Source organism: Kingella sp. (in: b-proteobacteria) (genome assembly GCF_030527935.1).
Taxonomy (GTDB): domain Bacteria; phylum Pseudomonadota; class Gammaproteobacteria; order Burkholderiales; family Neisseriaceae; genus Kingella_B.
This window is the reverse complement of record NZ_JAUMZV010000002.1, coordinates 13,872-26,890: the sequence shown is the minus strand read 5'-3', so window position 1 is coordinate 26,890 and position 13,019 is coordinate 13,872. Positions and strand designations below refer to the sequence as shown.

Sequence of the window (13,019 nt, the reverse complement as noted above, 5' to 3'; positions counted from 1 at the left end):
GTTGGGGGGTATGGTGCGGTTGCGTTGGATGAATGGTTTTTAGCTACGCTGAACTTCGTTTCAGGCTGCCTTATGCGTTGCGATTGCGATATTTGGGCGCGGGCGTGACAGAATAGGCAGCCTGAAAACGGTATTCGCGTGATTACGGCTTGCTTGCAAGCCGTGCGCTGGCTTAGTCGTTCCCATTCAGCCTTATACTGCGTTGGCTCACCTTGCTGTACTACTTGTACTATCTGCGGCTCGCTGCCTTGTCTAAGGCTGAATGGAAACGACTACTCTGTTTTTCAAACGTGAAAAGGCAGCCTGAAAAGCGTTTGCGGGGCTTTTCAGGCTGCCTTTGCTGGCTTATTTCAAGCCCAAGGTGCCGCGCAGTTGCGCTAGGTCTTCTGCCAGTGCGTTGATGGGCACTTGCAGCGCGTTGCGGTCTGCTTTGGTGAGTTTTTCGTAGTCGGCGTAGCTGCCGTCTGCATTTTTGTATTTGGCTAGGATTTCGTTGACGGTTTTGAAGTTCGCGTCCACTTTATCCAGCAGGGCTTGGTTTTTCTCGGCGATTTGTGGGCGGAACAGTTCTACGATTTTGTATGAACCGTCCACGTTGGCTTGGAAGTCGCTCAAATCGGTGTGGCTGTAACGGTCTTCTTCGCCGGTGATTTTGCTGCTGGCGACTTCTTCAATCAATTCTGCCGCGCCGCCGACTACTTTACCTGGGGGGAAGGAAAGTGCGTCAATTTCGGCTTGCAGTTTTTTCACGTCTGCCAGCAGTTTATCGGCGGTTGCGCCCATGTCTTTCACATCTTTTTGCACCCACAGCGCGTGTTCAATGCGGTGGAAGCCTGTGAACATGGAATCTTTTGCGCGCAGTTTGAAGTCGTCTTCGCGCGCGTCAATGGCGGGGTCTAGCTCGTTAAACAATTCGGCAATCGGCTCTACGCTCTACGCGTTCGTAGTGCACGCGGGTGGAAGCGAACAGCGATTTGGCTTTGTCAATATCGCCTGCTTTCACGGCGGCAACAAAGGCTTCGGTTTTGGTTACCAGCTCTTTGGCTTCGCCTTGAACGTATTTTTTGTATTCGCCGAGTGGTTGCGCCAGTTTTTCCAGCGCGGCTTCATCAGTGGTGTCTTTAAAGCCGCTGTCGGTAACAATCAGCTTGCCGCGTGGGTTGGTGAGCAAGCCGCAAGTCATTTCGTATTCGCCCGGCAGCAGGGTTACGGTCATTTTGTCGGACAACGATGGCGCGATGTTTTCGCGCTCGTCCACCACCATCACGCCTTTTAAGATTTCCCATTCCAGCTTGCGGGTGCTGTCGTTTTTGATTTGGAACACGGTTTGACCGCTGGGCACGGTGATTTGCATCGGCTCGCAAGCGTTGTCGTTCACGGCAACAGACACGCTGCCATCGGCATTGCGTGGGGTTTCGCCAGCAGGTGCAGAAGCGGCAGCTTGGGAAGCCGCGCCCGATGCCGCGCTAGGCGCAGGCGCGTCTTTTTTGCCTTCGGGCGGTTGGCACGCTGTTAAGGCAAACATTGCAGCCAAAGTAGCGGAGAGATATTTCACTTTCATAAAGGTTTCCTTAGAGTAGTAAATAAAACAAGTTTTCAGGCTGCCTTTTGCTGCCTGAAAAATAGGTACAACACAGTTACCAGATAAACAACATACAACACCAAATCGCTCACAACAGGGTGGTCGGTGTAGCCAAAAAAACCGCCCAGCAACACGCCCATCACGCTGTCGTTATGCAAAATATGCGATGAGTCAAACACAATGGTTTGCCCAATATTCCACACGCCCGCTTCATGCAGCGCACGAAACGCGCCCGCCAGCAAGCCCGCCGCCACAAAAATCAACAGCACGCCCGTCCATTGGAAAAACTTGCCCAAGTTGATTTTCACGCCGCCTTTGTAAATCAAATAACCAATCACAGCCGCCGCCACCAAGCCCAACACCGCGCCAAGCGGCATTTCGGCGGTCGGTGCTTGGTTAAACACCGCAATCAAGAAAAACACGCTTTCCAAGCCTTCACGCGCCACCGCTAAAAACGCCATGCTCACCAACGCCCAGCCATGCCCCGAGCCGCGCTGCAAGGCATTGCTCACCGAAGTTTGCAGTGATTGCTTTAACCCGCGCGAAGCCTTTTTCATCCACAGCACCATGTAAGTCAGCATCGCCACGGCAAACAAGCCCAGCGCGCCGACCACAAATTCTTGCTGCTTTTGCGGGATTTCGCCCGTTTCGCGGTGTATCCACAAGCCCAGTCCCAAACACATCAGCGCGGCGAGCACCGTGCCAATCCACACTTTCGGCATCATGTGCGCATAGCCCGATTGCTTCAAAAAGCCTGCCACGATGCCCACGATTAACGCCGCTTCAATACCTTCGCGCAGCATGATGAGAAACGCAACTAACATATCTTTTCAAAATCTTTACAAAAGACGCGATTATACGGAGAACAAAGAGAAAATACAAATCGTTATTAGTATCTAAATAAAAATCATGGCTCAATAGAAGATACTGTCTTGTTTTCAATCAGTATCTTTTTTGAGCCACAAAATTTATCTCAACGCCAAAAACAGCCGCGCCACGTTTTCCGCTGCCGATTGCAAATTTGCCCTGCCATGCTGCAACGTGGCTTCCAAAGTGTCCAGTTGGCGAATAATCGGGAACACCGCGTCAATGCCGCAATCGTAAACAGCAGGATAATCGGCGCGCAGGCAGCCCACCAGCGCAATCACGGGCTTGCCAAACTGTTTTGCCACCCGCGCCACGCCAATGGGTGTTTTGCCGTGCACGCTTTGCGCGTCCATGCGCCCTTCGCCGGTAATCACCCAATCGGCATCGCGGATTTGGTCGGCCAGTTGCACATAATCAATCACAATTTGCACGCCCGATTTCAGCTCGGCACGCGGCAGCAACAACACACCGCCACCCATGCCGCCCGCCGCGCCTGTGCCCGCGCCGCTGGCGATGTCTTTGCCTGCATCGCGCTGGATGATTTGGGCAAAATGCGCCAGATTGGCGTCCAGCGAGCGCACCATTTCGGGCGTTGCGCCCTTTTGCGGCGCAAACACCGCCGCCGCGCCTTTTTCGCCACACAGCGGATTGTTCACATCGCAAGCTACTTCCAGCGCAACCTGCTGCAAACGCGCATCCAAGCGGGAAAAATCCGCCCGCGCCAGTTGCGCCAAACTGCCGCCGCCGTAGCCAATGGCTGCGCCGTGTTCATCCAGCAAATTCGCACCCAAGGCTTGCAGCATCCCCGCGCCGCCATCGTTGGTTGCGCTGCCGCCAATGCCGAGCAGGATTTTTTCCACGCCGTGATTCAACGCCGCCAAAATCAATTCGCCCGTGCCATAGCTGGTGGTGATGAGCGGATTGCGCTCGCTGGGCGGCACCAGATGCAAGCCCGAAGCCGCCGCCATTTCAATAATCGCGGTTTTGCCATCGCCCGAAATGCCGTAGTGCGCGGCGATGCGATTGCCCAGCGGCGCGGTTACTTCGGCGGTGTGCAGCGTGCCAGCGGTGGCATCAATCAGCGATTGCACCGTGCCTTCGCCGCCATCCGCCATCGGGATTTTGACGCATTGCGCGTGCGGCAAAACGGCTGTTAAGCCCGCTTCAATCGCATCGGCGACTTCCAGCGCGGTTAGGCTTTCTTTGAAAGAATCGGGGGCGATGATGATTTTCATGGAGTGTCCTTGTTGGGTGGGGAAAGTGCACGGCTTGCAAGCAAGCCGTAGGGGCGCGGGGTGGCGTTTCAGGCTGCCTAATCGTTGCACCCGCGTTTAGGCAGCCTGAAAATGGTTTCGGGTGTAGGGTGGGCAACGGGTTGCCCACCAAATATTGCTGTTCGGCGTGGTGGGCAATCAATTGCCCACCCTACGCATGGTTGCAATCAGCCGTATATAGGACAAGAGTAGTATTTTCAGGCTGCCTAATCGTTGCGCCTGCGGTTTAGGCAGCCTGAAAACCAAAAATGGAGCGGCGACGGCTCATCGCCAAAGGGTGTGTTTAATGGTAATGGGCTTTGCGGGCGAGCAGGAATATGTTGGCGAACAGACGATGCTCCATCGGTTGCGGGTTGGGCATGGGTTTCAGGCTGCTTCAACATTCATTTTCGCCTGCGGTTTAGGCAGCCTGAAAATGGTTTCGGGCGTAGGGTGGGCAACGGGTTGCCCACCGAATGTTTCGGTTGGTTACGGTGGGCAAGCGAGTTGCCCGCACTACGGCTAAACGCGGGCGCGATGGTTAGGCAGCCTGAAACGGCTCCCCGCGCCCCTACGGCTTGCTTGCAAGCCGTGCTCTGGCTAAAAACAACCGATGCAGCCTGAAATAAACATAAACATTCTGTTTCAGGCTGCCTTTATCCATCCGAGCAGCCTGAAAACGAGTGCCTCACGTTTCAACCAAGCTCAAACCAAACCGCCTAGCCAAACCAGCGGAACACGCCGTAAATCAGCGTGGAGACGATGGTCATAATCAAGCCGACGGCGGTTTCGTAGGGGATGACTTTGAGCCGATCTTTGATTGCCATGGCAACGCTGCCGCCTGTGGCGTGGAAGAACGAGCCGTGCGGCATGTGGTCAAACACGGTTGCGCCTGCGTGTATCATCGCTGCGCCTGCCAAGCTGCTGATGCCCAAATCCAGCAGCGTGCCGCTGAATACGTTGGATGCAACGGCGGTGCCTGCGGTGGTGGACGCGGTTGCCAGCGACATCAGGCTGCCTGAAACGGGGGCGAGCAGATAGGCGGGTAAGCCCGAAGCGGTGAGCGCATGAATCAACACGTCTTTTAAGCCTGAATTGCCGATAATCCCCGCCAGCGCGCCTGTGCCCAGCAGCATAATCGCCACGCCCGACATTTTGCCCAAGCCGCTCACGGCGTAATCGTTGATTTTGCGAAACTGCCCCATGATGGTTGCGCCTGCCATGCCGCCCACGGGCAAGGCAATCAGCGGGTCAATCTTAATATCGGCAATCGGGCGCAACGCCAGCAACACAATGGCGACAACGGGCGCGGCAATCGCGGCGGCAAACGATGGATATTTGCCATCAATCGCGTGCGCGGCGGCTTCTTCGGGGGCAACGGCGGTGCCTGTTTTGGTTAAGCGTTTGGCGAGAAAATAGGTGAGCGTCAGCCCAAAGATGGCGGGGATGATGCCCGCCACCATCACCGAAGTGAGCGGGATTTTGAAGGTGTCGGAAGCGGCGATGGCGTTGGGGTTGGGCGACATCAAATTGCCCGCTTTGCCGCCGCCTATCATCGCCACCAAAATCGCCATTTTGGATAAGTCCACACGCTGCGCCAACGCCAGCGCAATCGGCGACACGGTAATCACGGCAACGTCAATAAACACGCCCACCGCCGTTAAAATCAGCGTGGCAACCGCTAATGCCAGCAAGGCACGAGTTTCGCCCAGCTTTTTCACAATGGTTTCGGCGATGACGGTTGCCGCGCCCGATTCAATCAACACGCCTGCCAACACGCCCGCCGCCAAAATCCGCATCACGGCGGTGGTGATGCCTTTGGCGCCGTCTATCATCAGGGTAACAGTTTGCACCAAATCTGCGCCGCCAATCAGCCCGCCAACCAACGCGCCCGCCATCATGCCGTAAACAGGCGGCACTTTTCGCAAAATCAAACCGATGGCGACCACCAACGCCACAATCGCGCCTAACGCGCTTACAGAAACAGCCATTTATTTCTCCTTGGGATGTAGTGAAATGTAATCGCTGCGTATGTTAAGGATTTGTAATCGTGCGTGTCAATTTCTTTACAAAAAAAGGATGACTAAATCATTTTAGTCATCCTGCTTGGCTTTGCGCTGCGCGGTTTTAGCCGCTAGTCAATCGTATATTGAATCGTTACCACCAGCCGCACTTTTTTCTCAATCGTGCTGGTGCTGTAACTGCCACCGTAGCTGTCGTCGCCGTCTTCATCGGTTACGCCTGCGGCTTTGATGTCAAACGAACCTTGCGAAGCGGAAGTCATCGCGCCCACGCGGGCGTTGCCTGTTTTGGCGAACTCATCGGCGCGCACTTTTGCGTCTTGCGTGGCTTTGGCGATTAAATCGCGCTTGATGGTTTCCAAGTTGTCCAAAAAGTATTTGGGCTCGCCAAAGACAACATTTTCGTTTTCGGCGCGCAAGCCTTGTATGGCGGATAGGGCTTTTTGCAGCGCGGCAAGGTCTTTGGTGGTTACGGTGATGTGGCGCGTGGCATCGTAGCCGTTTTGGCGGGTGCGCTCGTTGTCTTTTTCGTCGTAATAGCGTTCGTTGTGGCTGGATACGTCCACTTCGTCTTGTTGCAGGGCTTCATAGGGGAAGCCTTGTTGTTTCAGGAAATCTTTGAGCTTGGCAAGGTGTTTCTTGTTGGCGGCTAATGCGGCGGCGTAGTCTTGCCCCCATGTTTCTACGCCCACGCGCCATGTGCCGAGCGTGGCGTTGTGCTGCGCTTCGGCCAGCCCTTTTACCGTAATCGTGCCCGGTTGGCGCAGGTTTTTGAATTGCGCGCCCAGCAGCCCTGCACCTGATGCAATGCCTGCGGCGAGAATGATGGCGGGGAGAATTTTGTTGTCGCTCATGGTGTTGCCCTTTCACAGAAAGATGGTGGGAAATGTGATTATCCGCTTTTCAGGCTGCCTCTATCAACCACCGCGCGGCTTGGGCTAGCCGCTGCGGCACGTTGTCAAAATGCCCGCCTGCGTTGATTTCTAACGTGCAGGGGCAGGCGTATTGCTGCCATTGTGTGAACACGGCTTCGGTGGCGGTTTGCACGGCTGCCATGCGCGGGTTGCGGCTTTGCGCTTCTTTGTCGCCCAGCGAAAAATACATGGCTTGCGGCAAGGGGTTGGGCGTGTGCGCAGCGGCGAAATCTGCCCAGCCGTCAAACCATAGGCTGCCTGAAACGCTGGCGATGCGCTGGAAAAAATCGCTGCGGTAGGCGGTATAGAGCGCGAATAAGCCTGCCAACGAGTAGCCAAGCAAGCCGCGCCATTGCGGCTGCAAACCCAGTTCGCGCTCGGCGGTGGGCAAGATGGTGGCGGTTAATTGCTGCAAGGTTGCGTCTGCGCCACCGCCGAAATCTGCGCCTTTGGCAAACAGCTTGGGCGCGTGCCACGGGGTGAAGGCGTGTTCCCAGTTGGCTTCGGGCTGGGCAAGTAGTGCGATGTAGTCGGGCAACAGCGCGGCGAGCGCATCGGCTTCGGCGGGGCTGTCGGGGAACGCCAGCAGCGTGGGGGCATTGGGGCGATGCTGGGCGGGGAGATAGGCGGTGAGTTCGCGTTGGTTGATGTGAAGCGTGTGTTTGTTCATTTTGGGAAATCCTTAAAGGCAGCCTGAAAAAGCTAAACGGGGTTAGCGCGGCTTTCTAAATAAACCGAAAATAGCCACAAATGTTATCAAAACAAGCCACAGCAGCAGCGATGTGGGCAATTTGCCTGTGTGTTGCCACGCTAAAATCAGGCTCAACAGCGGTGGGAAAATGGCAATGGCAAACGCTGCCCGTTTCCACCATTTCAAATGGCTGGCTTGCTGGGCGCGTTGCATGGTTTGCAGAATCTGGGCTGATGCGTTGAGATGATGATTGTCGTTCATGGTCAAAATCCAAAAAAGCAGCCTGAATGTTAATTTTCAGGCTGCCTATGTTTGCGTGTTGATAACCTGATGGCTTAACGGATGTTTACTATTTTAAACACTATTTAAATGTGTTAAAAGTAACGCAACTTTGTTAATTGCAATAAACGCCCGCCCGCCATGTTCACCGACACCCACACCCATCTCACCCACCCTGCCCTGTTTTTCAGGCTGCCTAACATCATCGCCCAAGCCCGCGCCGCGCAGGTTAGCCAGTTTATCGTGCCCACCGCTGAACACGCCGAATGGGCAACCGCGCTCGCGCTGCTCAGGCAGCCTGAAATCCGCGCCGTTGCGCTGGGCATCCACCCGTGGCACGCCGAGCAAGCCAGTCCCAGCGCGTTGCACGAATTGGCGCAGCATCTGCATCAGCATCCCGCGCTGCTGGTGGGCGAAATCGGCTTAGATTTTTACGACAAAACCCAGTCGCCCGAACGCCGCGCCGCGCAAATCCAAGCCTTTCAAGCCCAGCTTGCGCTTGCCCAGCAGCATCGCCGCCCGATTATTCTGCACAACCTGCGCGCCACCGCCGCCATCATCCAAGCCATCCAGTCCACCCAATTTACACGCGGCGGCATCGCCCACGCCTTTTCAGGCAGCCTAGAAGAAGCGCGGCTGCTGATGCAACGCGGCTTCAAAATCGGCATCGGCTCGCTGCTGCTCAACCCCCGCGCCAAAAAAGCCCGCATTGCCGCCGCGCAACTGCCGCTGAACGCCTTATTGCTGGAAACCGACAGCCCCTTTGGGCAGCCTGAACAGCAAAACACGCCCGCCAACGTGCAGCGCATCGCCGAAATGGTTGCCCAATTGCGCGGCATATCGTTGGCAGAATTGGCGGCGGCGTGTGAACAGAATTTGGTGGAACTGCTCACACAATAGTCAGCCAGCCCACCACCATGCCAGAGCACGGCTTGCAAGCAAGCCGTAGGAGCGCGTGGATAGTTTCAGGCTGCCTAACGTTTGCGCCCGCGTTTAAGCATCGGATGGGCGTTTTCAGGCTGCCTGAAAACAATTAGGCAGCCTGAAAGCCCATCCTTGCAAACCTTAACACTTCCCGCTTACAATCCCCCGCATCCGCAACCAGCCCCAAAAGGAACGCCCATGCCCATTTACAACTTCTCATCCGGCCCCGCCACCCTGCCCGAAAGCGTACTGCGCACCGCGCAACAAGAAATGCGGGACTACAACGGCACAGGCTTATCCGTGATGACGATGTCGCACCGCTCCGATGCCTTTCTCAGCATCCTGCACCACGCCGAGCAAGACCTGCGCAGCCTGATGAACATCCCCAGCCACTACAAAATCCTGTTTTTGCAAGGCGGCGCATTGGCGCAGTTCACCCAAGTCGCGCTCAACCTAGCGCAAGGGCATCAGCGCGCGGATGCCGTTATCACAGGCAACTGGTCGCGCATCGCCGCCGAGCAAATGGGCAAACTCTCGCCGCATCTAAACGTGCACATCGCCGCGCACGGTGGCGAACAGTTCAACTACACCAACCTGCCCGCGCCCGAAACATGGGACATCAGCCCACAATCCGCCTTTGTGCACTACGTCATCAACGAAACCGCCCACGGCGTGCAATACCACCCCATCCCCAAGCTCGGCAACGACGCACCGCCCGTGGTGTGCGATTTCTCGTCCGAAATCCTATCGCGCCCGATTAACGTGTCCGACTTCGGCGTAATCTACGCAGGCGCGCAAAAAAACATCGGCATGGCCGGCGCAACCGTCGTCATCATCCGCGAAGACCTGCTCGCACGCTGCACCGACCGCATCCCCAACGTATGGAACTACCAAGTCCACCTAGACCGCAACGGCATGTACAACACCCCCTGCACCTACGCCATCTACATCGCAGGCTTGGTGTTCCGCTGGCTGCAAACACAAGGCGGCATCGCCAAAATCGCCGCCATCAACGAGCGCAAAGCCGCCCTGCTCTATCAAACCATAGACCAAAGCGGCGGCTTCTACCGCAACGCCATCGCCCCCGAAGCCCGCTCGCGCATGAACGTCATTTTCAGCACAGGCAACACAGCATTGGACGCACGCTTCGTGCAAGAAGCCGCGCTAAACGGCTTGCAATCGCTGGCAGGCTACAAAACGCTCGGCGGAATGCGCGCCAGCATCTACAACGCCATGCCGCTAGCAGGCGTGGAAACGCTGGCGCAATTTATGCACGAATTTCAGCGCAAGAACGGATAATGGCGCGTTTCAGGCTGCCTTACCAATGGAACGGCAACGGCTCGTCGCCAAATTGCCAAAGTTATTTAACGATGGGCTTAACTTCGCATTCATTTTGTCATTACAACATAGGACAAATAAAACGCGAAGTTAGGACAAAATCGCCGCGCGGTTACAAATCATCCATTAAATAAAACTTTCAGGCTGCCTTGGGGGCGCAATCCCAAGGCAGCCTGAAAACAAACCAAGTGAGTTTCAGCAAAGCTAAAACCATCAACACAACCGCCATACACAAAACAACCGCCCACACCCAAAAACAAACCGCGCACTCATCCCCAGCTTTCGCCAGCGCACGGCTTGCAAGCAAGCCGTAGAGACGCGGGCAAACATTTCAGGCTGCCCAATATTCGCCCCCGCACCCCAAGTCCCGCATCACATTTCAGGCTGCCTTTCCCCCCATAAAAAACATTTCAGGCTGCCCATCTCCAAAAGACAAGGCAGCCTGAAAATCATCCATCCCAATAATTACGCTTCAACCGTTTTCAACAATTCCTGCAATTCCCCCGCTTCAAACATCTCCATCAAAATATCCGCCCCGCCGATAAACTCCCCGTTCACATAAAGCTGCGGAATCGTAGGCCAGTTGCTAAATTCCTTAATGCCTTGGCGCACTTCATCGTTTTCCAGCACGTTCACCGTGGCAAAGCTCTCGCAGCCTGCCGCTTTCAAAATTTGCACCGCGCGAGAAGAAAACCCACATTGCGGAAACTGTTTCGTGCCTTTCATAAATAAAACAATCGGATGCGTGGTAACCACTTCTTTGATTTGCTCTTGAATGCTCATGGATGTGTCCTTTGATAGCGTGTGAAAAAACCGCGATTATAGCGATTTTTCAGGCTGCCTGTGTTAAGATTTGCCCTTGTCTTTTTAACAAACGAGCCAGCCATGACCCACCGCATTCTCACAGGCGTAACCACCACAGGCATCCCCCATTTGGGCAACTATGTCGGTGCCATCCGCCCCGCCATCCGCGCCGCCGCGCAAGACAACGCCCAATCCTATCTGTTCCTAGCCAACTACCACGGCATCATCAAATGCCACGACCCCGCGATGATAGCCGAATCCACCCGCGCCGTTGCCGCCACATGGCTTGCCTGCGGCTTGGACACCGAACGCACCACGTTTTACCGCCAATCCGACATCCCCGAAATCCTAGAACTGAACTGGATTTTAACCTGCATCACCGCCAAAGGCTTGATGAACCGCGCCCATGCCTACAAAGCCGCCGTGGACAAAAATATCGCCGAAAATCAAGACCCTGATTACGAAATTGAAATCGGGCTATACAGCTACCCCATCCTGATGACCGCCGATATTCTCATGTTCAAAGCCAACAGCGTGCCCGTGGGACGCGACCAAATCCAACACGTTGAAATGGCGCGCGACATCGCCCAACGATTTAACCATCGCTTTGGCAAAGAGATTTTTGTGTTGCCCGAAGCGGCGATTGACGAAAACGTGCAATTATTGGTGGGGCTGGACGGGCGCAAAATGTCCAAATCCTATGGCAACACCATCCCGCTGTTTCAAACGCCGAAACAGCGGCAAAAATCGGTAAACAAAATCGTAACCAATCTAAAAGAACCAGGTGAACCCAAGCAAAAAAACGAAAGCCCATTGTTTGAAATTTATCAAGCGTTTAGCACGCCCGAAGAAACGCGCGAATTTGAAAAAATGCTCAACGAAGGCTTGGCTTGGGGCGAAGCGAAAAAACTGCTCGCCGCCAAAATCGGCGCGGAGTTGGACGACAAAACCGATGTGTACAACGACCTGATTGCCCATCCATCGCGCATTGAAGATATTTTGCAAGCGGGCGCAGCCAAAGCGCGAACCGAAGCGCGAGAATTGTTGGCAGAAGCCAAAGAAGCGGTGGGCATTCGCACGCTGAAATAGGTTTCAGGCTGCCTTTTATATTGTTGCTTAACCCATTTTCAGGCTGCTTTTGCACACACCATCAAGGCAGCCTGAAAACCGAAAATCATTTAAACCCAATCGTTTACAAGGAAACCCCAAATGACCCAACACCACAAACTCATCATCCTAGGCTCGGGCCCTGCTGGCTACACCGCCGCCATCTACGCCGCGCGCGCCAATTTGCAGCCCGTTATCATCACAGGCATGGCGCAAGGCGGGCAGCTGATGACCACCACCGAAGTGGACAACTACCCGCCGTTTCCCGATGGCGTGCAAGGGCCTGAATTGATGGAGCAATTTTTGAAACATGCCGAACGCTTTGGCACGCAAATTGTGTTTGACCAAATCAACAGCGTGGACTTGCAACGCCGCCCGTTCACGCTCAAAGGCGACATGGGCGAATACACTTGCAATGCGCTGATTGTGGCAACAGGCGCGTCTGCCAAATATTTGGGCTTGCCCAGCGAAGAAGCGTTTGCAGGGCGCGGCGTATCGGCTTGCGCCACTTGCGATGGCTTTTTCTATAAGGGGCAAGACGTTGCCGTGGTGGGCGGCGGCAATACGGCGGTGGAAGAAGCCTTGTATCTTGCCAACATCGCCCGCAGCGTTACCCTAATCCACCGCCGCGACACGTTCCGCGCAGAAAAAATCATGGTAGAAAAACTGATGCAGCGCGTGGACGAAGGCAAAATCATCCTGAAAACCAACGCGCAGTTGGGCGAAATCTTGGGCGACGACGCGGGCGTAACAGGTGCGCGTTTGCGCCACAACGATGGCAGCAGCGAAGACATCGCGGTGCAAGGCGTGTTCATTGCCATTGGACACCAGCCCAACACCGAAATTTTCAAAGGGCAGTTGGACATGGACGCAACGGGCTATTTGATTACGCGCGGCGGCAACGATGGCAACACAGGCGCAACCAATATTGACGGCGTGTGGGCGGCGGGAGATGTGAAAGACCATGTGTATCGCCAAGCGATTACCAGCGCGGCAAGCGGCTGCCAAGCGGCGTTGGACGCGGAACGCTGGCTGGATAGTCAGGCGTAAACGGTTTAGGCAGCCTGAAATGTGGTGATGCGTTTTCAGGCTGCCTTGGCGTTTTAAAGTTCAGTCGGCGTAGGGCGTGTGGCTGTGCCATGCACCGTTTGGCAATGTTCAAAATGATACGCACGCCCCGCTTGTTTATGCGCCAAAAGGCAGCCTGAAACACCATTCCTTTTTTCAGGCTGCCTCTTC

Annotated in this window: 14 protein-coding genes and 1 pseudogene; 6 read left to right on the top strand and 9 right to left on the bottom strand. The window is 55.2% G+C overall.

Annotated elements, in window-relative coordinates; translation table 11 throughout:
• Positions 1-345: 345 nt before the first annotated feature.
• The 4 genes and pseudogenes from efeO to Q4A85_RS01015 all read right to left on the bottom strand — a co-directional run bounded on the left by efeO (position 346) and on the right by Q4A85_RS01015 (position 3,865).
• A pseudogene (gene efeO / locus Q4A85_RS01030) lies at positions 346-1,561 on the bottom strand (iron uptake system protein EfeO).
• Positions 1,562-1,596: 35 nt separating this feature from the next.
• Complete coding sequence (efeU, locus tag Q4A85_RS01025) at positions 1,597-2,406, bottom strand: iron uptake transporter permease EfeU (protein WP_303107150.1); 810 nt, start codon at positions 2,404-2,406, stop codon at positions 1,597-1,599.
• A 144-nt stretch (positions 2,407-2,550) separates the two neighbouring features.
• Entirely contained in the window at positions 2,551-3,684 is a 1,134-nt protein-coding gene (locus Q4A85_RS01020) for a glycerate kinase (RefSeq protein ID WP_303107149.1), read from the bottom strand.
• A complete protein-coding gene (locus Q4A85_RS01015; RefSeq protein WP_303107147.1) occupies positions 3,614-3,865 on the bottom strand; it encodes a hypothetical protein in 252 nt (83 codons plus the stop codon). The genes Q4A85_RS01020 and Q4A85_RS01015 overlap by 71 nt, the downstream gene beginning before the upstream one ends.
• Positions 3,866-3,936: 71 nt before the next feature.
• On the opposite strand from Q4A85_RS01015, the gene Q4A85_RS01010 reads away from it, so the two are divergent.
• On the top strand, positions 3,937-4,326 hold the full coding sequence (locus Q4A85_RS01010; protein ID WP_303107146.1) for a hypothetical protein: 390 nt from the start codon (positions 3,937-3,939) through the stop codon (positions 4,324-4,326).
• Between the two features lie 95 nt (positions 4,327-4,421).
• Here Q4A85_RS01010 and Q4A85_RS01005 read toward each other — a convergent pair whose 3' ends face one another.
• The 4 genes from Q4A85_RS01005 to Q4A85_RS00990 form a co-directional block, all read right to left on the bottom strand.
• Positions 4,422-5,693 (bottom strand): GntP family permease, encoded by a 1,272-nt coding sequence (locus Q4A85_RS01005; protein WP_303107144.1) that lies wholly within the window; start codon positions 5,691-5,693, stop codon positions 4,422-4,424.
• Between the two features lie 143 nt (positions 5,694-5,836).
• Positions 5,837-6,577 (bottom strand): SIMPL domain-containing protein, encoded by a 741-nt coding sequence (locus tag Q4A85_RS01000; protein ID WP_303107143.1) that lies wholly within the window; start codon positions 6,575-6,577, stop codon positions 5,837-5,839.
• A gap of 49 nt (positions 6,578-6,626) precedes the next feature.
• Complete coding sequence (locus Q4A85_RS00995; protein ID WP_303107142.1) at positions 6,627-7,307, bottom strand: alpha/beta hydrolase; 681 nt, start codon at positions 7,305-7,307, stop codon at positions 6,627-6,629.
• A gap of 42 nt (positions 7,308-7,349) precedes the next feature.
• Positions 7,350-7,589: a hypothetical protein gene (locus Q4A85_RS00990; protein ID WP_303107141.1), complete on the bottom strand. Its 240-nt coding sequence runs from the start codon at positions 7,587-7,589 to the stop codon at positions 7,350-7,352.
• 159 nt (positions 7,590-7,748) lie between these two features.
• Between Q4A85_RS00990 and Q4A85_RS00985 the strand changes: the two genes are divergently transcribed.
• The 3 genes from Q4A85_RS00985 to Q4A85_RS00975 all read left to right on the top strand — a co-directional run bounded on the left by Q4A85_RS00985 (position 7,749) and on the right by Q4A85_RS00975 (position 10,183).
• Entirely contained in the window at positions 7,749-8,507 is a 759-nt protein-coding gene (locus tag Q4A85_RS00985) for a TatD family hydrolase (protein WP_303107140.1), read from the top strand.
• Positions 8,508-8,729: 222 nt separating this feature from the next.
• Positions 8,730-9,830 carry a phosphoserine transaminase gene (gene serC / locus Q4A85_RS00980; RefSeq protein ID WP_303107138.1) on the top strand — a complete coding sequence of 367 codons (1,101 nt, stop codon included), beginning with the start codon at positions 8,730-8,732 and terminating at the stop codon, positions 9,828-9,830.
• A 188-nt stretch (positions 9,831-10,018) separates the two neighbouring features.
• On the top strand, positions 10,019-10,183 hold the full coding sequence (locus Q4A85_RS00975) for a hypothetical protein (RefSeq protein WP_303107136.1): 165 nt from the start codon (positions 10,019-10,021) through the stop codon (positions 10,181-10,183).
• Between the two features lie 151 nt (positions 10,184-10,334).
• Here Q4A85_RS00975 and grxD read toward each other — a convergent pair whose 3' ends face one another.
• On the bottom strand, positions 10,335-10,652 hold the full coding sequence (grxD, locus tag Q4A85_RS00970) for a Grx4 family monothiol glutaredoxin (protein WP_303107135.1): 318 nt from the start codon (positions 10,650-10,652) through the stop codon (positions 10,335-10,337).
• A 102-nt stretch (positions 10,653-10,754) separates the two neighbouring features.
• Between grxD and trpS the strand changes: the two genes are divergently transcribed.
• Together trpS and trxB are read left to right on the top strand one after the other, a co-directional pair.
• Positions 10,755-11,762 carry a tryptophan--tRNA ligase gene (gene trpS / locus Q4A85_RS00965; protein WP_303107133.1) on the top strand — a complete coding sequence of 336 codons (1,008 nt, stop codon included), beginning with the start codon at positions 10,755-10,757 and terminating at the stop codon, positions 11,760-11,762.
• 120 nt (positions 11,763-11,882) lie between these two features.
• Complete coding sequence (gene trxB / locus Q4A85_RS00960) at positions 11,883-12,830, top strand: thioredoxin-disulfide reductase (protein ID WP_303107132.1); 948 nt, start codon at positions 11,883-11,885, stop codon at positions 12,828-12,830.
• Positions 12,831-13,019 lie beyond the last annotated feature (189 nt).

Excerpts from the sequence above, each read along its gene's own strand:
- efeU (WP_303107150.1), bottom strand. The coding sequence starts at position 2,406 with ATGTTAGTTGCGTTTCTCATCATGCTGCGCGAAGGTATTGAAGCGGCG.
- Q4A85_RS01020 (WP_303107149.1), bottom strand. The coding sequence starts at position 3,684 with ATGAAAATCATCATCGCCCCCGATTCTTTCAAAGAAAGCCTAACCGCG.
- Q4A85_RS01005 (WP_303107144.1), bottom strand. The coding sequence starts at position 5,693 with ATGGCTGTTTCTGTAAGCGCGTTAGGCGCGATTGTGGCGTTGGTGGTC.
- Q4A85_RS01000 (WP_303107143.1), bottom strand. The coding sequence starts at position 6,577 with ATGAGCGACAACAAAATTCTCCCCGCCATCATTCTCGCCGCAGGCATT.
- Q4A85_RS00995 (WP_303107142.1), bottom strand. The coding sequence starts at position 7,307 with ATGAACAAACACACGCTTCACATCAACCAACGCGAACTCACCGCCTAT.
- Q4A85_RS00990 (WP_303107141.1), bottom strand. The coding sequence starts at position 7,589 with ATGAACGACAATCATCATCTCAACGCATCAGCCCAGATTCTGCAAACC.
- Q4A85_RS00985 (WP_303107140.1), top strand. The coding sequence starts at position 7,749 with ATGTTCACCGACACCCACACCCATCTCACCCACCCTGCCCTGTTTTTC.
- serC (WP_303107138.1), top strand. The coding sequence starts at position 8,730 with ATGCCCATTTACAACTTCTCATCCGGCCCCGCCACCCTGCCCGAAAGC.
- grxD (WP_303107135.1), bottom strand. The coding sequence starts at position 10,652 with ATGAGCATTCAAGAGCAAATCAAAGAAGTGGTTACCACGCATCCGATT.
- trpS (WP_303107133.1), top strand. The coding sequence starts at position 10,755 with ATGACCCACCGCATTCTCACAGGCGTAACCACCACAGGCATCCCCCAT.
- trxB (WP_303107132.1), top strand. The coding sequence starts at position 11,883 with ATGACCCAACACCACAAACTCATCATCCTAGGCTCGGGCCCTGCTGGC.